Origin of the sequence: Streptomyces sp. NPDC050703 (assembly GCF_040654435.1) — a bacterium.
Taxonomy (GTDB): Bacteria; Actinomycetota; Actinomycetes; order Streptomycetales; family Streptomycetaceae; genus Streptomyces.
Genome location: NZ_JBFAHX010000057.1, coordinates 12985 through 34443, shown reverse-complemented (window position 1 = coordinate 34443; position 21459 = coordinate 12985). Strand labels below are relative to the sequence as shown.

20 protein-coding genes, 1 pseudogene and 2 riboswitches are annotated in these 21459 nt (G+C 74.1%); of the genes and pseudogenes, 16 read left to right on the top strand and 5 right to left on the bottom strand.

The genetic code is table 11. The annotated features are described in order from the left end of the window. Positions 1–72: 72 nt before the first annotated feature. Positions 73–603 (top strand): DUF6328 family protein, encoded by a 531-nt coding sequence (locus AB0I16_RS32465; RefSeq protein ID WP_363253244.1) that lies wholly within the window; start codon positions 73–75, stop codon positions 601–603. Positions 604–639: 36 nt separating this feature from the next. Here AB0I16_RS32465 and AB0I16_RS32460 read toward each other — a convergent pair whose 3' ends face one another. Continuing rightward, on the bottom strand, positions 640–1359 hold the full coding sequence (locus AB0I16_RS32460) for a GAF and ANTAR domain-containing protein (RefSeq protein ID WP_363253243.1): 720 nt from the start codon (positions 1357–1359) through the stop codon (positions 640–642). 108 nt (positions 1360–1467) lie between these two features. Further along, the gene (locus AB0I16_RS32455) at positions 1468–2457 is read right to left on the bottom strand and encodes a ferric reductase-like transmembrane domain-containing protein (RefSeq protein ID WP_363253242.1); all 990 of its coding nucleotides are present in this window, start codon (positions 2455–2457) and stop codon (positions 1468–1470) included. Between the two features lie 259 nt (positions 2458–2716). Beyond that, a riboswitch (cobalamin riboswitch) is annotated at positions 2717–2867 on the top strand. Between the two features lie 139 nt (positions 2868–3006). Between AB0I16_RS32455 and AB0I16_RS32450 the strand changes: the two genes are divergently transcribed. The 8 genes from AB0I16_RS32450 (at position 3007) to AB0I16_RS32415 (ending at position 11333) form a co-directional block, all read left to right on the top strand. After that, the gene (locus AB0I16_RS32450; RefSeq protein WP_363253241.1) at positions 3007–3894 is read left to right on the top strand and encodes a hypothetical protein; all 888 of its coding nucleotides are present in this window, start codon (positions 3007–3009) and stop codon (positions 3892–3894) included. Further along, entirely contained in the window at positions 3891–4913 is a 1023-nt protein-coding gene (locus AB0I16_RS32445) for a cysteine synthase family protein (RefSeq protein WP_363253240.1), read from the top strand. Before AB0I16_RS32450 ends, AB0I16_RS32445 begins: the two co-directional genes overlap by 4 nt. Then, positions 4910–6163, top strand: a complete 1254-nt coding sequence (locus AB0I16_RS32440) for an ATP-grasp domain-containing protein (protein ID WP_363253238.1) — start codon at positions 4910–4912, stop codon at positions 6161–6163. The genes AB0I16_RS32445 and AB0I16_RS32440 overlap by 4 nt, the downstream gene beginning before the upstream one ends. Next, a complete protein-coding gene (locus AB0I16_RS32435) occupies positions 6156–7397 on the top strand; it encodes an MFS transporter (RefSeq protein ID WP_363253237.1) in 1242 nt (413 codons plus the stop codon). Before AB0I16_RS32440 ends, AB0I16_RS32435 begins: the two co-directional genes overlap by 8 nt. Next, positions 7394–8143, top strand: a complete 750-nt coding sequence (locus AB0I16_RS32430) for a class I SAM-dependent methyltransferase (RefSeq protein ID WP_363253236.1) — start codon at positions 7394–7396, stop codon at positions 8141–8143. The genes AB0I16_RS32435 and AB0I16_RS32430 overlap by 4 nt, the downstream gene beginning before the upstream one ends. 100 nt (positions 8144–8243) lie before the next feature. After that, positions 8244–8365, top strand: a riboswitch (cobalamin riboswitch). 48 nt (positions 8366–8413) lie between these two features. Next, the gene (locus AB0I16_RS32425; RefSeq protein WP_363253235.1) at positions 8414–9439 is read left to right on the top strand and encodes an ABC transporter substrate-binding protein; all 1026 of its coding nucleotides are present in this window, start codon (positions 8414–8416) and stop codon (positions 9437–9439) included. 35 nt (positions 9440–9474) lie between these two features. Continuing rightward, positions 9475–10551: an iron ABC transporter permease gene (locus AB0I16_RS32420; RefSeq protein WP_363253252.1), complete on the top strand. Its 1077-nt coding sequence runs from the start codon at positions 9475–9477 to the stop codon at positions 10549–10551. Next, positions 10548–11333: an ABC transporter ATP-binding protein gene (locus AB0I16_RS32415; protein ID WP_363253234.1), complete on the top strand. Its 786-nt coding sequence runs from the start codon at positions 10548–10550 to the stop codon at positions 11331–11333. The genes AB0I16_RS32420 and AB0I16_RS32415 overlap by 4 nt, the downstream gene beginning before the upstream one ends. Positions 11334–11434: 101 nt before the next feature. On the opposite strand, the gene AB0I16_RS32410 is transcribed toward AB0I16_RS32415, so the two are convergent. The 3 genes from AB0I16_RS32410 to AB0I16_RS32400 are packed head-to-tail and all read right to left on the bottom strand — an operon-like array spanning position 11435 to position 13188. Then, positions 11435–12127: a DUF3618 domain-containing protein gene (locus AB0I16_RS32410; protein ID WP_363253233.1), complete on the bottom strand. Its 693-nt coding sequence runs from the start codon at positions 12125–12127 to the stop codon at positions 11435–11437. Then, positions 12103–12540, bottom strand: coding sequence for a phage holin family protein (locus tag AB0I16_RS32405; RefSeq protein WP_363253232.1), 438 nt, complete (start codon positions 12538–12540; stop codon positions 12103–12105). Before AB0I16_RS32405 ends, AB0I16_RS32410 begins: the two co-directional genes overlap by 25 nt. A gap of 3 nt (positions 12541–12543) precedes the next feature. Further along, positions 12544–13188: a hypothetical protein gene (locus tag AB0I16_RS32400; RefSeq protein ID WP_363253231.1), complete on the bottom strand. Its 645-nt coding sequence runs from the start codon at positions 13186–13188 to the stop codon at positions 12544–12546. A 328-nt stretch (positions 13189–13516) separates the two neighbouring features. Here AB0I16_RS32400 and AB0I16_RS32395 point away from each other — a divergent pair. The 7 genes and pseudogenes from AB0I16_RS32395 to AB0I16_RS32365 all read left to right on the top strand — a co-directional run. Continuing rightward, positions 13517–13693: pseudogene (locus AB0I16_RS32395) on the top strand (BatC protein); the annotation flags it as partial. 113 nt (positions 13694–13806) lie between these two features. After that, complete coding sequence (locus tag AB0I16_RS32390; RefSeq protein ID WP_363253251.1) at positions 13807–14958, top strand: cupin domain-containing protein; 1152 nt, start codon at positions 13807–13809, stop codon at positions 14956–14958. A gap of 1 nt (position 14959) precedes the next feature. Beyond that, positions 14960–15880 (top strand): sucrase ferredoxin, encoded by a 921-nt coding sequence (locus AB0I16_RS32385; protein WP_363253230.1) that lies wholly within the window; start codon positions 14960–14962, stop codon positions 15878–15880. Between the two features lie 119 nt (positions 15881–15999). Further along, entirely contained in the window at positions 16000–18372 is a 2373-nt protein-coding gene (locus AB0I16_RS32380; RefSeq protein WP_363253229.1) for a SpoIIE family protein phosphatase, read from the top strand. 177 nt (positions 18373–18549) lie between these two features. After that, positions 18550–19734 carry an alcohol dehydrogenase catalytic domain-containing protein gene (locus tag AB0I16_RS32375; RefSeq protein WP_363253228.1) on the top strand — a complete coding sequence of 395 codons (1185 nt, stop codon included), beginning with the start codon at positions 18550–18552 and terminating at the stop codon, positions 19732–19734. 56 nt (positions 19735–19790) lie between these two features. Further along, positions 19791–20762: an SDR family NAD(P)-dependent oxidoreductase gene (locus tag AB0I16_RS32370; RefSeq protein WP_363253227.1), complete on the top strand. Its 972-nt coding sequence runs from the start codon at positions 19791–19793 to the stop codon at positions 20760–20762. A 316-nt stretch (positions 20763–21078) separates the two neighbouring features. Next, entirely contained in the window at positions 21079–21405 is a 327-nt protein-coding gene (locus AB0I16_RS32365) for a plasmid stabilization protein (protein ID WP_363253226.1), read from the top strand. Positions 21406–21459 lie beyond the last annotated feature (54 nt).

Genomic DNA, 21459 nt, shown 5'->3' with positions numbered 1-21459 from the left:
CGCCTTCAGGAGCCCGACCTGCATGGAAGGGGACGGAGGGGGCATCCGGTCTGCCGGACACGGGAGGATGCCATGACCATGACGGAGCGATCAGCCGAGCCGGTGGAGCGGAACGAGGACGACGCGGCGCCGGAGACGGCGCGTGAGAGGGTCAACCGGCGCTGGCACGAGATCCTGCAGGAGACGCGGGTCGCCCAGACAGGCGTGCAGATCCTCTTCGGATTCCTGCTCAGCGTGGCGTTCACCCCCCTGTTCCGGGAGCTGGACACGTTCGACCGCGCCGTCTACGTCGCCACCGTGCTCCTCGGCGCGTCGGCCACAGGCGCGCTGATCGCGCCCGTGTCCCTGCACCGCTTCCTGTCGGGCCAGCGCATGAAGGACGAAGTGGTGGAGACCGCGGGGCGCCTGATGATGTGCGGCATGGTCCTCCTCGCGCTGACGATCGGCTGCACCCTGCTGCTGATCCTGCGCATCGTGCTCCCCGGCCCCTTCGCCGAGGCCCTGGCCGCGGCGGTCATGCTGTGGTTCGGCATCTGCTGGTACGCGCTGCCCCTGCGGCTGCGCCGCCGCGCCGCGCGCCGCTCCTTCGACGAGCGCCCGTAGTCCCCGCCGAGCGGTCCGCGGCGCGGCGGCGGGGGTTCAGAAGCGGATGTCGGGCTCGGTGGGGGGCCGGCCCGTGAGGTTGGTGAGCAGTTCCCCGCACAGGTCACGGAGTTTGACGTTGCGGCGCTGAGAGGCGGAGCGCAGGATGCCGAACGCTTCCTCGGCGGTGCAGCGGCGCTGGCCCATGACGACGCCCAGGGCCTGGTCGATGATGCCGCGGGACCGCATGGCGGTCCGCATCTGCTCGGCGAACTCCTGGTTCTCGCTGATCCGCCGGGCCACGGCGATGCCTCCGGTGGCCTCGGCGGCCAGGGAGCGCAGGGCGCCGATGTCGACCTCCGCGAACGCGTCGGGCCGGGCGGCGTAGAGGTTGAGGGCCCCGGCGGTGTGCGTATGGGCCGCGATCGGCAGGGAGAGGGAGGAGCGGATGCCGCGGGACACGGCGTACGCGGGGTAGTCGCCCCAGCGGGTCTCGGCCGCCATGTCGCGGACGGCGACCTCCTCGGCCTTGCGCAGCGAATGCAGGCAGGGGCCGTCGTCCTGGCCGTACTGCTTCTCGTCCAGGTCCGGCGCCGGGGGCCCGGCGCTGACCACCGTGAGCGGCCGGCCGTCCCGTTCCAGGGTCACCCCGGCGCCCGCGAAGCCCGTCATGTCCAGAGCCGCGTCGGCCAGGGTCTGGAGGAACTGCTCCAGGGAGTCGGTCTCCAGCAGCCACTGGGTCATCCGGCCGCTGTCGTAGGTGCCGTCACCGTTCATGCGCTGCGTTCCCTTCGCACGGTCGCGAGGCCCCTTTTCGCCGGGTGGCTCCTCATCGGTGCCACTATGCCCGAGGCCGGCCCGGGTAACCGCGCCGCGTGCCGGCCGTCAGTCCGTCTCCTGGGCGTGCGGGGCCGTCGCGGGCGGATGGGCCGGGCGGTCCCGCCCGCCGTCACGGCCGGACACCACCACGACGACCAGCCCCACCACGACGGCTCCGGCCACGACGCGTCCGGCCGCGCGGGCCCACCAGGCCGGACGGGCCGCGTCCGCGCCTCCCCCCGGCGGGCCCAGCCGTTCGGCCCGCCGCGCGGGTCTCACCAGGCGCAGCAACAGCAGGGCGGCGACCGGCAGTTGGAGGAGCCACAGGACGGTGCGCGGCCACTCCCCGTACCAGACGTTGGTTCCGTACAGCAGGGTGTGCCACACGCTCAGTACGTAGACCGCGATCACGAAGCGGTGCAGTCGGCGCCAGGTTCTCGCGCCGATGCGGTGCCGGACGTAGAACAGCAGGCCCAGCGGGACCGCCAGATAGAGGGCGCCCTGTCCCAGCGGGATGGCGATCCTGCCGGTGCCGGAGTCGTACCAGCCCGGCACGAAGGCGTCCGCGAAGCCCGCCCACAGCCGCTCGGCCCACGCCAACCGCGTCTCGTAGCGCACGAGTTCCGCGGCGAACATCAGCGCGTGCGCGGCCATCAGGGCCATCGTCGTGAGGCTCGTGGTGCGGTGCCAGCGCTCAAGGACCTGCCGGGAAGCGGGCAGCCGGGCGGGGCGCGGCCCCGAGAGCAGCAGGCCGATCATGACCGTGCCCCAGGCCCACAGCAGCCCCGACCAGCCGAAGGCCTGGCTGAGCAGGTACATCCAGTAGGTGCGGGGATCGTCCATGAACGGCATGACCGCGACGGTGTCCGACGCACCCGACTCCATGCGCGCCCACAGGAACGCGAACACGAGGGCCGTGACCACCACCACCGCCGCCGTCGCGTCGGGCACGGCGGACCGCAGATCGCCGCGCAGCGCGACCCGGTCCCCGGGAGGCCGCGGCCGTGCGGGCGGCGCCACCGCCCCGTCCTCGTCCGGCCTCGCTTCTGACGTCATCAGGGGCCTCCCGGGCACGGGCCACCGCGGCCACGGTTGTGCGTGTGTCGTGAGGCGACAAGTCTGGCTGATGGGGCGGCGATCCCAGAGGGGTTATCCGGCCAGAGCTGTCACGACGAGCGCACTGGTTCCCCATCTGTCTCTGCCTCCCCTCCACTTTCAAGACAACCGCTGAAGCCCCTCTGTCGCAGAAGTACGAGCGCCCCTACGCTGCTGAACGCAGTCGGTTCGCGCCTCCCGTCCGCCCGTCGCGCGACGCAAGAGGGAACCCGGTGCGAATCCGGGACTGTCCCGCAGCGGTGAGTGGGAACGGAAGCCGTCGAGATCACTGGGCCCGAACCAGGGCCGGGGAAGTGACGGCCGGTAGGTGTCCGCCCTTTCGGCGGACGCGCCCACGAGTCCGAAGACCTGCCACTGTGCCCGCGTCCGCGCGGGCTGTGCACGTGACCTCGTGGACTGGGTCGGCGGTATGAGCGGTCTCGTACGTCGTGCGTGGGGCCGCGCCTCCCTCCCTGTCGGTGTGCAAGGCCCGGTACGGAGGAGGACGGTGTGCGGGACCCAGCGGCTTCGCCCCGCGGCACGGTGTCGGGGGTCTGCCACGGCACCCTGGGCGAGCTGTACCAGGGCCCGTCGCGAGCGGGCGGCGACCCCGAGATCGCGGTGGTGTCCTTCCCCGTGGACCGGCACTCCTGGGTGTACTTCACACCGGGGGCGACGGCCGGATCGCCGTATCCGGGGGTGCTGGGCGAGAAGTCGGCGACGGCGGCGCGGCTCTTCCTGGCCCACTACGGCCGCGTGCTGCCCGCGGGCGACTGGCGCGTCCACTCCGAACTGCCGGTGGGCATCGGCATGGCCAGTTCGACGGCGGACGTCGTGGCGACGCTGCGCTGTCTGTTCCGCGTCTTCTCCCTGCCGTACGACGTGGACGTGGTCGTCGGCATCCTGGCGGACATCGAACGCGCCGACAGCGTCTTCCTCGACGAGTTCGCGCTGTACCTCAGCGGCCGGCACCGGGTGGTGCGGCGGCTCGGCGCGGACATCGGCTTCCACACCGTCTACGTCACGGAACCCGGCACGGTGGACACCGCTGCCGTCACTCCCCTGCTGCTCGACCACTACCGGCGCCGCGGCGAGGAGTACCAGCGGTGTCTCACCGACCTGGTGAAGGGCTTCGACTCGGGCGATCCGGCCGCCGTCGCCCGCGCCGCCACGGTCAGCGCCGCACTGTCCCAGGAGGTGCTGCCCAAGGCGGTTTTCGGCAGCCTCCAGCACCATCGTGAGCGGTTCGGCGCCGACGGCGTCTTCGTCGCCCACACCGGCTGCCTGGCCGGCTACCTCTTCACCGCACGCCCACGGGCCGAGACCAAGTCCGACCTCTCCGCGTTCTTCCACTCGCTCGGCCACCAGTGCACCTTCGCCCAAGGAGGCTACGGGTGATCCACCCCCACATCGCCGACGCCCTGAAGGTCCCGGACCTCGTCCGGCTCACCGATGGACTCGTCCTGCTGCGGTTCGAGTCGATGAAGATCTACTCGGCCCTCGCCGCCGTCCGCCATCTGCTGGAGCGGGGCACGGTCCGCCGGGGACAGACCCTGGTCGACAGCTCCAGCGGCATCTACGCCCACGCCCTCGCACTGGCCTGCCACCGGTACGGCATGCGGTGCCACATCGTCGCGTCCACCACCGTCGACGCCACCACCCTCGCCCAGCTGGAGATCCTCGGCGCCACCGTGGAACAGGTCAGACCGTCGCGGAACCTCGGACTCGACCAGGAGCTGAGGGTGCGCCGGGTGCGGGAGATCCTCGCCGAGCGGCCCGGACACCACTGGATGCGCCAGTACCACGACGCCGTCCACTACCTCGGCTACCGGGAGGTCGCCGACCGGATCGCGGCGGCGTTCCCCTCCGCGGCGCTGACCGTCGTCGGCGGAGTGGGTTCCGGGGCCTCGACCGGCGGCATCGTGGAACGCCTGCGCACCGCGGACCCCTCCGTGCGGCTGGTCGGCGTGCAGCCCTTCGGCAGCGTCACCTTCGGCAGCCAGGACCACCACGACCCGGAGGCGATCATCGCCGGCATCGGCTCGTCGATCGTCTTCGACAACGTCCGCCACCACCTCTACGACACCGTGCACTGGCTGGACTTCACCCACGCCATGTGCGGTGCCGTCGCCCTGCTCCGGGAGCACGCGGTCTTCGCCGGACTGTCCACCGGTGCCGGGTACCTGGCGGCGACGTACGAGGCCCGCCGCCACCCCGACCGGCTGCACCTGGTGATAGGGGCCGACACCGGACACCGCTACGTGGAGCGCGTGTTCGCGCGGCACACCGAGGCCCTGGACCCGGCCGCGCTGAAGCCCCGCGAGGTCCGCGGCCCGGAGGAGATGGCCATGCCCTGGTCGAGGATGGCGTGGCGGCGCACTCCGTGCCCGGCGGACCGGAAGGAGAGCGCCGCATGACCGTGGCCTGCCTGGAGTCCCTGACCTTCGGCCTCGGCCACCTGGTCACCGCCGCCGACCGGCTCGGCGAGCGCCTGCTGCTCCTCACCCGGGACCCCGCCTACTACGTCCACGAACTGGACCGGCTGCCCGCGGGCGCCCTCGACGTCGTCGTGACCGACACCTTCGACGTGGCACGGACCGCCGATCTGCTCCGGCGCGTCCCGGGGCTGCGCGGTCTGATCAGCTCCACCGACACCTGGACCCTGGCCGGCGCCGCCCTCACCGAACGCCTCGGCCTGCCGGGGCTCGATCCGGCCGTCCTGCGGCTGACCCGGGACAAGGCCGCCGTACGCAACCGGCTGCACGACGCGGGTCTCACCCGCGGACGGGCCGTCGAAGTCGCCGAGCCGGACCGCGAGGCACGTGCGCTGCTGCTCAAGGAGGCGGGGCTGCCGCTCGTGCTCAAGGACACCGCGGGCACCGGGAGCCAGAACGTGTGGCTGGTCCGTGACGAGGGTGAGCTCGACGCGGCACTGGCGGAGGCAGCGGTCCGCGAGCTGAAGGGGCGGCTGTTCGCCGAGCCCTACTTCAGCGGCCCGGTGTACAGCGCCGAGACGCTCACCTGGGACGGCCGCACCCGGCTGCTCGGCGTCTCCAGCCGGCTCATGTCACCGGAACCGCGCTTCCGGGAGGAGATCACCGCCTTCCCCGTGGCGTTCCCCGGCCGGCAGCGGGCATCGCTGGAGTCCTGGCTCGACCGGGTGCTCGCCGCCGTCGACTACACCGACCGGTTCGCGCACGTGGAATTCGTGCTGACCGCCGACGGCCCGGAGGTGGTGGAGGCCAATCCCCGCATCGGGGGCGCCCTGGTCGGCGAGGGCCTGTGCCGGGCGCTGGGCGTCAACGTGTACGAGGCGATGATCGAGGCCGCGCTCGGCCGCCGCCCCCGCCTCATGGACGCGGACCTGCCCGGCGGCCCCGCCGTCGCCTTCGTGCTCGGCTACCCGGCCGCGCCCGGCGTGTTCACCGGCGTCGCCGGCCTCGACCGGCTCACCGCCATGCCGGGGGCGCCCGTCTGGTACCCGGTCAAGCGGCCCGGCGACCGCATCGAGCACCTGGGCGACAGCCGCGGCTACGCGGGCATCGTGTACGCGGAGGCGGAGACCGCCGAACTCGCCACCCACCGCGCGGTGGCCGCGGCCGGTGCCCTGCGCGTGCTCACCGGCCCGTTCCCCGGCCCGGCCGGCCGGGAGGCGCCCGGTGGGTGAGCGCACCGACCGGGGGCCCGGTCTGCGGGCCTCGCTGTTCCCGCTCACCGGGCCGCTGCGGTTCCTCCTGCTCAGCTCGTTCCTCATTCCGCTCGGCAGCTTCATGGTCCTGCCGTTCATGTCGGTGTTCCTGCACGAACGGCTGGGGATGGGGCTCGGCGCGGCCGGCGCCGTCCTGGCCGTGGCATCGCTCGTGCAGTTCTCCGGCGGCATCGTCGGCGGGGCCCTCGCGGACCGGTTCGGGCTGCGCCGCACGATGCTGTGGGCGCTCGTCGTGCGCACCGCCGGCTTCGCCGGGCTCCTGGCGGCCCTGCGCTGGCCGGCCCTGGCGGTCGGCGCGCTGGTCCTGACGTGCTGCGGTGCCGCGCTCTACCTGCCCGCCAACAAGGCGTACCTGGTGCACGGCGTCGACGACGAGCGCCGTCCGGCGTTCCTGTCGGCGGGCAACGCGGCACTCAACGCCGGGATGGCCGTCGGCCCGCTCGTCGCCGGTCCCTTCGTCCTGTCGGCGCCCGGCTGGTTGTTCGCGGCCGTCACGGCGCTGTTCCTCGCGGTCACCGCGGGACACGCACGGCTGCCGGAGCCCGGGAAGGAGCAACCCGCCGCGTCACCGGAGACGGCTCCCCCGAGTCTCCTGGCCGGCGTGGCGCTCCTGCCGTTCGCCGCCAACGCGCTGGCCTTCTACCTCTACTTCCACTTCCAGCACTTCCTGGCGGTGTACGCCGTCGAGCGCGCCTCCGGCGCCTTCTACAGCGTGGTGCTGCTGCTCTGCTTCACGCTGGTCATCGTCGTACAGCCGGTCGCGTCCGGCCTGATCCGGCGCATGCCCTACGCCCTCGCCCTCGCGATCGGCTTCACCGGCCTGGCGGCGGGCCTGGCCGTGCTGGCGGCGGGGAACCGGGCCGCGCTGCTCGCGGGCGGCGCGCTGATCACCCTCGGGGACATCGTGCTGTTCCTCAAGAACGACCTGGAGGCACTGCGCCGCAGCCCCCGCTCCGACGCCGTGGTCTTCGGTCAGCAGCGGCTGGCCGCGGGCCTCGGCGCCTGCGCGAGCGGCGTGCTGGGCGGTCAGCTGTACGGCGCCGGCGAACGCGCCGGGAGCACCGGCTGGTTCTGGCTGCTGGCCGCCGCCCAGTGCCTGCTGCTTCCCCCTCTGCTGCTCGCGCTGCGCCGTCGCACGGCGCGGCACCCCGACCCCGACGGCGACCACGAAGGAGCACTGACCGCGCGATGACACGGACCGGCGGGTTCCAGGACGATGACTTCTGGACCGAGTTCCATGACTTCCTCTTCTCCGAGCAGCGCCACGAGCAGGCGGAGGAGCTGCTGGACACCTCTCCCCTGCTGGCCTTCCCGCCGGGCTCGCGCGTGCTCGACCTGTGCTGCGGGCCGGGGGTGTTCACCGTGCCGCTCGCCCGGCGCGGCCACCGCGTGACCGGCGTGGACCTGAGCCCGGCCATGCTGGAGCGGGCCCGCAAGCGGTCGGCGGGCGCCGGCGCCGAGGTCGACTACGTGCGGGCCGACGCCCGCACGTACGAGGCGCCGGGCCGCTTCGACGCCGTCCTCAACATGTTCACCTCCTTCGGGTACTTCGAGGACCCCGCCGACAACGCGCGGGTGCTGCGCACCATGCACGCCTGCCTGGCACCCGGCGGCACGCTCGTCCTCGACCTCGCGGGGAAGGAGCTCCTGGCCCGCAGGGTCACCCCGCCCAAGGTGGTGCGGCGGGGCGACGACGTGCTGGTGCAGACCGACACCGTGCTGGACGAGTGGGCGCGGCTGCGCAGCGACTGGGTGCTGGTCCGTGGCGAGCGGGTGACGCGGGCCACCCTGACCTGGTTCGTGTACAGCGCCGTGGAGCTCCGGCGGATGGCCGAGGACGCGGGGTTCGGCCGCGTGGAGGTCTTCGGCGGGTTCGACGGGCGCCCCTACGACGAGAGTGCCGAGCGGCTCGTCCTCCGGGCCGTCCGTGCCGCGTAGAGGAGGGGCGGGGGCGAAAGGGCGTACGGCCGGGGCCGCACGCTCTTTCGCCGTCGGCTCGGGGGAACGTAGGATCGCCTGGTCATTGCCGCGACGGGAGACAGGAAGCCGGTGTGAATCCGGCACGGTCCCGCCACTGTGACCGGGGAGCGCCCCTCCGGCATGCCACTGCGCACCGCGCGGGAAGGCGGGGGGAACGCCGATCCGGGAGTCAGGACACTGGTCCGTCGCGGGCCCGTCCCGAGGAGCGCGGACTCCAGGAGGCTTCACGTGTCCCAGCTGTTCCCCCCTGCCCGCACGCGCGGGCTCCTTCGTGCCACGGCCGCCGCCGTCGCCCTGACATCGGTGCTGCTGACCGCCGGCTGCGGTTCGTCCGGCGGGAGCGGCGGGGACGCGAAGGCCACCGCGGCCGTGCCCGCCGGCTTCCCCGTCACCGTCGACAACTGCGGCGTGCGGACGACGTACGACAGGCCGCCGTCGCGGGTGGTCACCATCCACCAGCACCCGGCGGAGCTGATGCTCTCCCTCGGCCTGAGGGACCGCATGGTCGGCACGGCCTTCCCCGACTCCGCCGTCCTGCCCGAGCTGCGGAAGGACTTCGCGTCCGTACCGGAACTGGCGAAGAGGGAACCGTCCTTCGAGACCGTCCTGGACGCCGAACCCGACCTCGTCTACGGCGGCTACGGCAGCGCCTTCGACGAGAAGGCGGGCCGCTCCCGCGAGGCGTTCGCCGACGCCGGCATCGACACCTACCTCAACCGCGAGTACTGCGGCGGGAAGCGGGTGACGATGCGGGACACCTACGACGAGATTCGCGCCGTCGGCAGGATCTTCGGTGTGAACGACCGAGCCGACGCCCTGGTCGCGGACCTCAAGGACCGCGTCGGCAGGGCCGCCGGCAAGGTCGGGGGGGAACGCGACGTGCCCGTCTTCGTCTACGACAGCGGCGACAAGAGCGCCTTCACCGCGGGCGGCGGGAGCCTGGGCACCGAGCTGATCCGGCTCGCCGGCGGCGAGAACGTCTTCGGTGACCTCGACGACGTCTTCGGCGACGTCTCCTGGGAGCAGGTCGTCGAGCGCCGGCCCGAGGTCATCGCCATCTACGACTACGCGGGCGCCGGAAGCGTCGAGGAGAAGAAGAGGTTCCTCCTCTCCCGGCCCGCGCTCGCCGACGTACCCGCCGTCAAGAACAAGCGGTTCGTCGTCCTGCCGCTGACCGACACCCTGGTCGGCATCCGCTCGGCCGACGCGGTCGAGGACCTGGCCCGCGGGCTGCACCCCGAGAGCTTCCGGTGACCCAGGCCGCCACCGGGACGCCCGCCGAGCGGACGGTGCGACGACAGGGGCCCGCCGAGCCGGGCGCGGGCCGCACACGGCTGACCTGCACCCTGCTCGTGCTCACCGCCCTGCTCGCGGTCTCCGCCACGGCGGGCCTCGCGATCGGTTCCGTCCAGGTGTCACCCGGCCAGGTCTGGGGCATCGTCACGCACGCGCTGGGCGCCGGCTGGGGGGAACCGGACTGGTCGCGGGCCCGGGAGGTCATCGTCGTGGACGTGCGGGCGCCGCGGGTGCTCCTCGGCGCGGTCACCGGCGCCGGCCTCGCGGTGATCGGCACCGCGCTGCAGGCCCTGTTGCGGAACCCGCTCGCCGAGCCGTACCTGCTGGGCGTCTCCTCCGGAGCGTCGCTCGGCGCGGTCGCCGTGATCGTGTTCGGGGTGACCCTCCTCGGGCCGGTCTCGCTGTCGGCGGCCGCCTTCGCGGGCGCCCTGGGCGCGCTCCTGCTCGTCTACGCCACCGCCCGCACCGGCGGACGCATCACCTCGTCGCGGCTCGTGCTGTCCGGAGTGGCGATCGCGGCGATGCTCACCGCGGTCCTCGACCTGCTGCTGCTCACCACCGACCGGGGGAACGAGGCCCGCGCGGTCCTCGCCTGGACCCTCGGCGGTCTCGGCGGCGTCGACTGGGGCTCGCTCTGGCTGCCGAGCACCGCCCTGCTGCTCGGCATCGGCGTCCTCATGGTGCAGGCGCGCAACCTGAACCTGCTGCTGGCCGGCGAGGAGGCGGCCACCACGATGGGGCTCGACGTGGCCCGCTTCCGCGCCCGGCTCTTCGTCCTGCTCTCCCTCGTCACGGGCGTGCTGGTCGCGGCGGCCGGACCGATCGGCTTCGTCGGCCTGATGATGCCCCACATCGTGCGCCTGTTCGTCGGCGGCGACCACCGCCGGGTCCTGCCGACGGCGGCACTCGGCGGAGCGGTCTTCCTCATCTGGGCCGACATCGCCGCGCGGACGGTCGCCGCGCCGATGGAGATACCCGTCGGCGTGCTCACGGCCCTGTGCGGCGGGCCGTTCTTCCTGTGGCTGATGCGCAGGGACGCCCGGCGCGGCACCGACCGAGGAGTGGCATGACGGCGACCGAACTGAGCGTCGACGGCGTCACGCTGACCGCCGGAGCGCGCCATCTGGTGCGCGACGTCACGTTGACCGCCCGTCCCGGCGAGACCGTCGGGCTCGTGGGCCCCAACGGCAGCGGCAAGTCCAGCCTCCTGCGCACCGTCTACCGGGTCCTGCGCCCCGACGCGGGCCAGGTCCGGGTCGACGGGGGTGACGCCTGGGCGCTGCCGGTGCGGCGGCTGGCCCGCACCGTGGCGGCGGTGGTGCAGGACTCGGCGGCCGACTTCGACCTCGCCGTCCGCGAGGTCGTCGCCATGGGCCGCACCCCGCACAAGCGGCTCCTCGCGGGAGACACCCCCGAGGACGCCGGACTCATCGACTCCGCACTCGCGGCAGCCGACGCCGTCCACCTGGCCGACCGCCCCTTCGACCGGCTCTCCGGCGGCGAGCGCCAACGCGTCCTCATCGCGCGCGCCCTCGCCCAGCAGCCCACCCTCCTGGTCCTCGACGAACCCACCAACCACCTCGACATCCGGCACCAGTTGTCCGTACTCGGCACCCTGCGCCGCCTGCCCGCCACCGTGCTGCTCGCCCTGCACGACCTCAACCTTGCCGCCTACTACTGCGACCGCCTCTACGTCCTGCACGCCGGTGAGGTCGTCGCCTTCGGCCCGCCCGCCGAGATCCTCACCCCGCGGCTCCTGGCCGACGTCTACGGAGTGGCGGCGGACGTCGCCGTCCATCCGCGTACGGGCGCCCCGCAGGTGACGTTCTTCCCCGAGGAGCCGCGCGGCTGAAGGGCCCGCCCCGTTCCGCCCGGCACCCGGACGGCACGAGAGCGGCCCACCCCGTTCCGCAGGGTGGGCCGGTCGTCCTCGTGCCCGCGCGGGGCGCGCCGTCAGGGTTTCGGCCGGCCGGGGCCGCCGGGGTCCTCGCGCACCTCCTGCGCGGTCTCCCTGCCCATCTCGCGCAGCCCCTGCGCCGTGTCCTGCCCGGCGCTCCGGGCCTGCTCCTTCGTGGTCCGGGCGGCGTCCTGCGCCGTGGACTTGACCGCTTCCACCGCTTCGGCGGCCGGCTCCCGCAGCTCTTCCTTGACGTCCTGTGCCGCCCGCATCGCCTGCTGCTTCGCCGGTTCGAGCAGTTCGTCGGAGTGCTCGCGCAGTTGCCTGCCCGCGTGTTCCTCGGCCTCGGTGACCGGCAGCAGCGCGGCGGTCAGCATGCCGGCGCCGAAGGCGATGAGGCCGGCCGCGAGCGGGCTGCCCTGCGTCTGCTGCCTCACCTGGGAGGGCGCCCGCTGGACGGCGTCACCGATCTGCCCTGTCGTGTCCTTCGCGGTGTCGGCGAGGCTGCCCGCCGTCTGGCCCGCGGAGTCGGCCAGGCCGTGCGCGGTGTCCGCGACGTGCCCGGCGGTGTCACCGGCTGTGCCCATCACGCGGTCCTTCATGCCGGTCAGCCTTCCTCGGGCGGCGCCCGCCCCGCGCCGCGCGACCCTGCGGGGGGCCACCTTGTCCGCCAGGAGGTCGACGTTGCGGGCGAGATGTGCGCGCCGGTACTCCACGTCGGTCCTCAGCTCGTCGGGTGTCGTGCCCATTGGGCATCCTCCTTCAGGGATTCCACGGTTCGTTCGGGCTTGAGGTGCACGGTGCGCAGGCGCTTGCGGCCGGCGGTGAACAGCACCGCGGCGACCACCGCCCACACGGCGGTGACGATCAGCGCCGCCCAGGCGATGTCCACCACGTGGGCGAGCGCGAAGACCGCGGTCAGGCTGCCCAGGAGCAGGACGAGGTGACCGGCGTAACCGGCCCCGCCCAGCATGCCGACGGCCTTGCCGGCCTTCGCCGACTCCTGCTTGATCTCGGCCTTGGCCAGTTCGATCTCGTCGCGGACCAGCTGCGACACATCGGTGCTGATCTCGCTGAACAGCTCACCGATCGAGGGTTCGTCCGACGGGGCCGTCCGACGGTGCTGGTCCGTGCTCGCGGTTTCGGGAAACAGTGTGGCCACCGGTCAACTCCTCTGGCTCGGCCCCCGCGCGTCCGGGCGCGACGGTGGGGACACGGGTGCGGAGGGCGGAGGCGTGCCCGCGGCGGGCAAGTCCGCGCCCGTCGCGCCCCGGCCCGTCGCGCCCTGGCCCGGGGCGGCGGACGAACCGGCGGCGCTGACGCCCTTGCCCGCCCGTGCCGCGACGAAGCCCGCCAGGGCCGCTCCCGCCAGGAACACGCCCGGCCTGCGCCGCGCGAAGTCCCGGAGGTCGCCGACGAGGCCGTCGGGGCCGCGCTGCTCCAGGCGGGACGCCACTTGGCGGCCGCCGTCGGCTATCTGGCCGACGACACCCGCGGCGGTGGAGTCGGGCTTGCCGTTCGCGCTCATGTCGTGCAGTTCGTCCGCCAGTCTGCGGACGTTCTCCGCCAGGCGGCGGGTCTGGGTCCTTGCCTGGTCCTGGAGTTGGTCCCGGACCTCTCCCACCAGGTCACGTGCCTGGGCGGTGGCCTCGTGACCCACTCCTGACGCTTGTTCCCTGGCGGTGCCCGCCACTTGGCCGGCCTGTTCGCCGACCAGTCCGGCGCCTTCGCCCGCCTTGTGCCGTGCCGTCTCTGCCACCGCCGCTGACGTGCTCTGGTCCTGGCGGTTCCTGCCCTGGAAGTCACTCAAAGTTCCTCCTGGTGTTCGCGAGTGGGGCGCCGGTGATGCCGGTGCCGTCGCCGGGCGCCACAGGTGGCCGCCGGCGGTGACCGGTGGGCGTACGCCGTCCGGCGCCTCGGCCGCAGTCCGTTTCCACGCTGCCCTACGCGGACCGCCTCCGCATGTCGGGCGGGGACGGCGCACGGCCGACCCGGACCGCGGCACCACGGCGCCCGCGGTCCGGGTTGCCGACCCCCGTCGCCTGAGCGAGCTTGGTGGGAGCGGAGAGGGCTCCCGAGGCACGCCCCGGCCCGCCCGTTCCCACCCGTTCGACCCCGTCCGACTCCCAGGAGGAACCATGGCGAACCCCGAGCAGGACCCGACCCGGCAGAGCGAGGGCCCCGCGGACGGCGGCGCGGCGGGCACGCCCGGCGTCCACGACGGCGGCGCGGACGGCGGCGCCGAAGGACCCGCCGACGGCGGCGCGGCAGGCACCCCCGGCGTCCACGACGGCGGCGCGGACGGCGGCGCCGACCAGTCCGGCAGCGGCCTTTGAGCGGCCCGCAGGCCGGGCCCGGGACCGCCGGGCTCCGGACCGCGCTCCACACCGGCCCCCGAGGCGCCGGCGCGGCACCAAGCGCCGGCGTCCTGGAGACGCGCCTGACCGGCGGCCTCGGCCAGGAGGCGTTCGCCCGCGAGATCTGGGCGCGCACCGCGCTGCTCACCCGCCGCGCGAGCGACTTCAGCGACCTGTTCTCCGCCGACGCCGTGGACGAGCTGGTCTCGCGGCGCGGGCTGCGTACGCCGTTCCTCCGCGTCGCCAAGGACGGCTCCACGCTGCCCGAGTCGTCGTTCACCGCGTCCGGCGGGGTCGGCGCCACCATCTCCGACCAGCTCGACGACACCGCGCTGTGGCGCGCGTTCGCCGACGGCGCCACGCTCGTCCTGCAGGCGTTGCAGCGCACCTGGGAGCCGGTCGGGGAGTTCAGCGCCCGGCTGAGCGGCGAGCTGGGCCATCCCGTGCAGGCCAACGCGTACGTCACGCCGCCGCAGAACCGCGGCTTCGACGCCCACTACGACGTCCACGACGTCTTCGTGCTCCAGATCGGCGGCACCAAGCGCTGGATCGTCCACGAGCCCGTCCACCCCGACCCGTTGCGCGACCAGCCCTGGACCGAGCGCCGGCCTGCCGTCGCCGAGGCCGCGCGGGGCGAGGCGTCCATCGACACCGTCGTCGAGCCCGGTGACGTCCTCTATCTGCCGCGCGGCTGGCTGCACGCCGCCGAGGCGCAGGGCGAGGTCTCCGTCCACCTGACGCTCGGCGTCCACACCTGGACGCGGTACGCGCTGGCCGAGCAGCTCGCCGAGGCCGCGCTCGCGACGCTGCGCGACGACCCCCGGATGCGCGCCGCCCTGCCCCTCGGCGTGAGCGGGCCCGGCGACGAGATCGACACCGTACGGGAGCGCCTCACCGCCGCGGTCGCGCAGGCCGATTCCACGCCGCTGTTCCACCGCACCCGGCGGGCCCAGGGGCGTCCGGCGCCGCTGGGGCCGCTGGCCCAGCTCGCGGCCGTCGAGGGGCTGCGCCCCGGCTCCCCCGTGCGGCTGCGCGCCGCGCTCGAAGCGCGGCTGGACGGCTCGCGCCTGGTCACGCGCGTGGGCCGGCTCGACTTCCCGGAGGCCGATCTGCCGTCGGTGACCCGTGTGCTCGACGGGGAGGTGCACGCCGCCGGTGACCTCGGTGTCGCGCTCGCCGTCAGACTGCTGCGCGCGGGCGTCCTGGTCCCCGCCGAGCGGTGACGTGGCCGCGGAGGGGCGGTTCTTCTGCGCCGACGCCGCGCGGACCCGCGGCGATCTCCTCGCGGGCACCGCGCCGTACGGCTCCGTCTGGGTCCTCGTCGAGCACCGCGGCGGCTGGCCGCCCAGCGGCTTCGACGGCCTCGCCCTCGATCCGGACGTCAAGGAGCTGGTGTTCTCCGCCGCCCGGGCGGTGCGGGCCCGCATCCTGCTGATCCGCCGGCACGAACGCCGCTCCGCCGACGGCCCCGGGCGGTGGGCGGTGCTGCGCCAGGAGGGCACGGGCGCCGCACACCAGCGGTGGGGCACCTGGAGCCGCGACGAGGACCTGGTGCGGATCGCCGCCGCGCTCGAAGAACCGGAGGGCGGGCCGGGAGCCGGCCCCGGCGCGCCCGGTCCGCCGCCCGTCGTCCTCGTCTGCGCCCACGGCCGGCACGACGCCTGCTGCGCCGTGCGCGGCCGTCCCGTGGGGCGTGCCCTGAGCGAACGCTGGCCCGAGTTGGTGTGGGAGTGCAGCCATGTGGGCGGCGACCGGTTCGCCGCCAACGTGATCGTCGTGCCCGACGGCGTCTACTACGGCAACCTCGACGCCGCCTCGTGCGTGGAGACCGTCGCGGGACACCTGGCCGACCGCATCCGCCCGGAGCACCTGCGCGGGTACACGGACCTCTTCCCGCCGCAGCAGGTCGCGGTCGCGGCGCTCCTCGGGCGCTTCGGTCCGGCCGGCCGGCACCACTACGCGGTCGTCGCGACGGCCCGCGAACACGACCAGTGGCGCGTCCGTGTCGTCACCCGGACGCCGCGCCCCGCGGCCTTCGACGTCGAGGTGCGCTCCCACCGCACACCACCGCGCCAACTGACCTGCCGCGGGCTGTCGATGAGTTCGGCCGTCGTCCACGAGGTCATGTCGGTCAGGGCGGTCTGAGGGCCGTGCCCGTCCTCCCGGCCCCCGCACCCGCATGGGGGAGCCGTCGGCGCCCCGCGGTTGTGCCCGTGTCGGCGACGGCGGACCCTGTAGGGAACGAACGGGGCTGATGTGGCGCCATGACTGCACCGAACGCCGAGCCGAGGACCGACTTCCGTGGCCCCCTGGACGTCACCAGAGGAGCCACGGCGGTCCTCGACGCCCGGGACACGGTCATCGGGTGGAGTCCCGCCGCCGAGCGGCTCCTCGGCCACCGGGCGCCGGAGGTCGTCGGGCGGCCCCTGGTGACGTTCCTGCCGCCCCGCCCCGTGCCCTCCGCCGTGCCTCCCGGGTTCCGGGGCAACGAGATCCGCGTCGCGCGGCACCGGGACGGCCACGAGCTGCTCGTGGCCACCGCGGTGTGTCCGCTGCGCGGCGACGGCCCCGCCGAGCGGGTCCTCGTCATGGCGGAACTCGCCGACCTCCGGCTGTGGGAGGCCCGGCTCGCCCTGCTGCATGGACTCGCCACCCAGTCCCCCGTCGGCCTGGCGATCTACGACACCGATCTCCGGCTGGCCTGGTGCAACGCGGCGTACGAGCAGGAGATGGGGCGGCCGTTCGCCGAGTTCCGCGGCTCACGGGCCGACGACATGTATATGGCGGGCAGGTTCGTCACCAAGGGGCACCCGCCCACGCTCGACGCGGTCATGCGGCACGTGCTCGACACGGGCGAGTCCTTCCTCGACCTGCACTTCCAGGGCCGCCCGCCCAGCGACCCGGAGACGGACCACCTCTGGTCCTGCGCCTACTACCGGCTCCAGGACGCCGACGGGCACGTGCTCGGGGTCTGCGAGGACGCCTTCGACATCTCCGACCGCGACCGGGCCCAGCGGCGCCTCGCCCTGCTGGTGGAGGCGGGCCGCGGCATCGGGACCGCCCTGGACGTGACGGCCACGGCCGAGAAGATCGCCGAGGTGGCGGTGCCGGAGTTCGCCGCCGCGGTCACCGTCGACCTCGGCAGGGCGGTCCTGGAGGGCGAGCTGCCCGCCACCGGGTCCTCGGCGGCCATGTCCCTGGTGCGGGTCGCCCACCGCTCGGCGGAGGACCCGGACACCGCCCCTCCCCCGGAGATCCGCTCCGCCGTCGCGTACCCGCCCGGCTCACCGCAGGACCGCGCCCTCGCCTCGGGCGGGCTCGTACTCGACGACACGGCCCTGGTGGTGCCGCTGCGGGCCGAGAACAGCCTGCTGGGGATCGTCGCCTTCGTCCGCTCCACCGGCACGGCCGTCTTCGACGGCGGCGAGGTGGCGCTCGCCGACGAGCTGGTGGCGCGCGCGGCCGTGTCCATCGACAACGCCCGCCGCTTCACCCGGGAGCGCACGGCCGCCCTGGCCCTCCAGCGCCAGCTGCTGCCGCAGCGGCTGCCCGAGCAGTCGGCGGTCGACCTCGCCCACCGCTATCTGCCCACGGACGACGTGACGGGGGTCGGCGGCGACTGGTTCGACGTCATCCCGCTGTCCGGGACCCGGGTCGGGCTCGTGGTCGGCGACGTGGTCGGTCACGGGCTGCAGGCCGCCGCCACGATGGGCAGGCTCCGTACGACCGTACGCGCCTTCGCCCAGATGGACATGGACCCCGTGGAGCTGCTCTCGCGGCTCGACGACCTGGTGGCGCAGGCGGCGGACGAGCACGGGGGCGGCCCGGGCCCGCCCGACGCCACGTACGCCGACGTGACCACCGGGGCGACCTGCCTCTACGCGGTCTACGACCCGGTCACGCGGCGCTGCGTCATGGCGCGGGCGGGGCATCTGCCGCCCGCGATCGTCGGCCCGGGGGGAGAGCCGACCTTTCCCGAGCTGCCCGCGGGGCCGCCGCTCGGCCTCGGCGGTCTGCCGTTCGAGTCGGCGGAGGTCGAGCTGCCGGTGGGCAGCCTGCTCGCGCTCTTCACCGACGGCCTGGTCGAGGCGCGCGACCGCGACATCGACCAGGGCCTCGACACCCTGGCGCGGGTGCTCGGCGACCGCGAGGCGTCCCTCGAAGAGCTGTGCGACCGGGCCGTGGCCGAACTCCTTCCCGGCGGCTCGGCGGGTGACGACACCGCCCTGCTCCTGGTCCGCACCCGCGAGCTGGACGTCTCGCAGGTCGCCGAGTGGGTGCTGCCCGCGGAACCGGTCGCCGCGGGCCGCGCCAGGGAGCTGGCCACGCGGCAACTGCGCGACTGGGGCTTCGACGAGCTGTCCTTCACGACCGAACTCGTCGTCAGCGAGCTGGTGACCAACGCCGTCCGGTACGCCGAGGGGCCCATCCAGGTGCGCCTCATCCGTGACCGCACCCTGCTGTGCGAGGTCGCGGACACCGGCCACACCTCGCCGCACCTGCGCCACAGCGGCGATGAGGACGAGGGCGGCCGCGGGCTCTTCATCGTCGCGCGCCTCGTCCAGCGGTGGGGCACGCGCTACACCCACTCGGGCAAGACCATCTGGACCGAACAGCCACTGCCGCCCGGGGAGTGAGGCCCGCGGCGTGCCCCGAACGCCCCGTTGCGGTTGGCGGGTGCGGGCGCATGCGGGTTTGCTGGGGACCGGGCGTGCCTCGTGTCGGCTCCGAGGAACTCGCATGACACCTCGGGCCCGGGGAACCCGCGCGCCGACAGCAGGGCTACGACCGACAGCTGGTGCGAGGAGTGAGCGATGCGGGCACTGACGTGGCAGGGCAGGCGCGATGTGCGGGTGGAGACCGTCCCCGATCCGGTCATCAAGGACCCGACCGACGTGATCATCCGCGTGACCTCCACGGGGGTCTGCGGTTCGGACCTCCACCTGTACGAGGTCCTCGGCCCGTTCCTCGACGCCGGTGACATCCTGGGCCACGAGCCGATGGGCGTCGTCGAGGAGATCGGCCCCGAGGTGACGGAACTGGCCGTCGGCGACCGGGTCGTCGTGCCGTTCAACGTCTCCTGCGGCGAGTGCTTCATGTGCGGCCACGGGCTGCACTCCCAGTGCGAGACGACGCAGAACCGCGACCAGGGCACGGGCGGCTCCCTCTTCGGCTACACCAAGCTGTACGGACAGGTGCCGGGCGGTCAGGCCGAGTACATGCGCGTGCCGTTCGGCAACAACCTGCCCGTCAAGGTGCCCGACGGTCCCGCCGACGACCGGTACGTCTACCTCTCCGACGTGCTGCCGACCGCCTGGCAGGCCGTCGAGTACGCCGCGATCCCGCCCGGCGGCACCGTGACGGTGCTCGGTCTCGGGCCGATCGGGGCGATGTGCGGGCGGATCGCGCTGCACCGCGGGGCGAGTCTGGTCGTCGGCGTCGACCTGGTGCCCGAGCGGCTGAGCCGGGCGGCGCGCGACGGCGTCAAGGCCATCGACCTGCGCCGGCACGGCAAGGACCTCGGGGACGCGATCCGCGACCTGACGGACGGCCGCGGCACGGACGCCGTGATCGACGCCGTCGGCATGGAGGCCCATGGCGCGCCGCTGGCCAAGGCCGCACAGTGGGGCGTGGGGCTGCTGCCCGACGCCATGGGCGCGAAGTTCATGGAGAAGGCGGGCATCGACCGCCTCGGCGCCCTGTACGCGGCGATCGACATCGTGCGCCGCGGCGGCACGGTCTCGCTCTCCGGCGTGTACGGAGGAGCCGTCGACCCGATGCCGCTCCTGACGATGTTCGACAAGCAGCTCCAGTTCCGCATGGGCCAGGCGAACGTCCACCGCTGGGTCGGCGACCTCCTGCCGCTGCTCACCGACGAGGACCCGCTCGGCGTCGACGGCTTCGCCACCCACCACGTCTCCCTGGAGGAGGCCCCCAAGGTGTACGAGACGTTCCAGGCCAAGGAAGACGGCATGATCAAGACGCTGCTGCGGCCGTGAACGGCGACCGGACGATGACGGGGGCCCGGCGCGGGACGACCGGGAGCATCGGGAGCGTGGACGACCTCGGCGGGCTCCGTGCCGTCGTGACCGGCGGCTCGCGCGGCCTCGGGCTGCTCATGGCGGACCGCCTGCTGGCCCGCGGCTGCGCCGTCACGCTCGCGGCGCGCGACGGCGGCGAGCTGGCGCGGGCCCGCGCGAAGCTGCTGGCCCGTCACCCGGCGGCGACCGTGCGGACCACCGTCTGCGACGTACGGGACCAGGCGGGGGTACGCGAGCTGTTCACCGCGGCGCGTGCGGACCTCGGCGGTGTCGACATCGTCATCGCCAACGCCGGCATCATCCAGGTCGCCCCGCTGGAGGCGCTGCGCGCCGAGGATTTCGAGGACGCGATGCGGACGATGTTCCACGGCGCCCTGCACACGGCCCTCGAAGCCCTCCCCCACCTCGGGGAGAGCCCCGCGGGCGGCAGGCTCGCGCTCATCTCCTCCGTCGGCGGGCTGCTCGGCGTGCCGCACCTGCTGCCCTACTCGTGCGCCAAGGCCGCGATCGGCGTCCTCGCCGAGGGGCTGCGGGCCGAGACGGCGGGCAGCGGCGTGAGCGTGAGCGCCGTGTACCCCGGCCTGATGCGCACCGGCTCCCATCTGCACGCGAGGTTCGGGGGCGCGCGGAGCCAGGAGTACGGGTGGTTCTCCACCCTCGCGGGCACGCCGCTGGTGTCGATGAACGCGGGACGCGCCGCCGAGCGCATCGTGCGGGCCGTCGTCCGGCGCCGCACCCGCCTCGTGCTCACCCCCGCGGCACGCGCCGCCGGCCTGGCGCACGGCATCGCCCCCGCGGCGACCACCCGGCTCAGCGGCGTCGCCGCGCGCCTCCTGCCGAGCGCGCCCGGCGGTCCGCGCGGGCAGCGCGAGGGCAAGGACGTCGACCCGCCGCGGGGAGCGGTGACGCGGACCGTGCAGCGGGCCGGGAGCGCCCTCAACGAACGGGCCGCCCGCGCCTACAACGAGCGGGACGAGAAGCCGTGAGGGCGGCGCCGCGGCACGGTGGACCGCTCGCCCGCCCGCTCGGGCCCGGCGATGAGAAGAGTTTGCGGAGACTCCGGGCGAGGCGGGATTGGTCTCGCCGAACCGGATCACCCGTGGAGACGGTCCTCGTACGCGAGGGCCGGGCGCCGGCCGTTGGGACCACAGCGGCCGGCGCCGCCCCGGCCCCTCGGGCGCCGCACACCCGTGCGTGATCGGGCGGAGCCCGGGTACCGGTGTGAAACTGGGGCACATGCCCACGAAGAGAACCACCGCGAGCACTCTCGGCGACCGGTGGCCGTGAGAAAGCGAGGCCGTCATGCCGGCTGGATCCAGCAAGAAGCGTGAGCGTCAGTACGAGCACATCAAGGACAGCGCCGAGGACCGCGGCGCGTCCGAGGGCCGGGCCAAGGAGATCGCGGCGCGCACGGTCAACAAGGAGCGCGCCCGCTCCGGCGAGTCGAAGACCGCGAGCAGGACGTCGACGAAGGACCCCAAGTCGGCGTCGCAGCGCGGCGGGGAGCGCTCGCACAGCGGCTCCCAGGGTCCCACCAGGGACCAGCTCTACGAAGAGGCCAGGAAGAAGAACGTCGAGGGCCGCTCCTCGATGAACAAGCAGCAGCTCAAGAAGGCGCTGGGGCGCTGACGCGGAACGACGGGGCGCGGGAGTGACGGGGTGGCCGCGGCGGCCGGCGCCGCC

Coding starts and splice junctions, on each gene's coding strand:
- AB0I16_RS32380 (WP_363253229.1), top strand. CDS start 16,000: ATGACTGCACCGAACGCCGAGCCGAGGACCGACTTCCGTGGCCCCCTG.
- AB0I16_RS32460 (WP_363253243.1), bottom strand. CDS start 1,359: ATGAACGGTGACGGCACCTACGACAGCGGCCGGATGACCCAGTGGCTG.
- AB0I16_RS32415 (WP_363253234.1), top strand. CDS start 10,548: ATGACGGCGACCGAACTGAGCGTCGACGGCGTCACGCTGACCGCCGGA.
- AB0I16_RS32455 (WP_363253242.1), bottom strand. CDS start 2,457: ATGACGTCAGAAGCGAGGCCGGACGAGGACGGGGCGGTGGCGCCGCCC.
- AB0I16_RS32375 (WP_363253228.1), top strand. CDS start 18,550: ATGCGGGCACTGACGTGGCAGGGCAGGCGCGATGTGCGGGTGGAGACC.
- AB0I16_RS32440 (WP_363253238.1), top strand. CDS start 4,910: ATGACCGTGGCCTGCCTGGAGTCCCTGACCTTCGGCCTCGGCCACCTG.
- AB0I16_RS32410 (WP_363253233.1), bottom strand. CDS start 12,127: ATGGGCACGACACCCGACGAGCTGAGGACCGACGTGGAGTACCGGCGC.
- AB0I16_RS32465 (WP_363253244.1), top strand. CDS start 73: ATGACCATGACGGAGCGATCAGCCGAGCCGGTGGAGCGGAACGAGGAC.
- AB0I16_RS32430 (WP_363253236.1), top strand. CDS start 7,394: ATGACACGGACCGGCGGGTTCCAGGACGATGACTTCTGGACCGAGTTC.
- AB0I16_RS32365 (WP_363253226.1), top strand. CDS start 21,079: ATGCCGGCTGGATCCAGCAAGAAGCGTGAGCGTCAGTACGAGCACATC.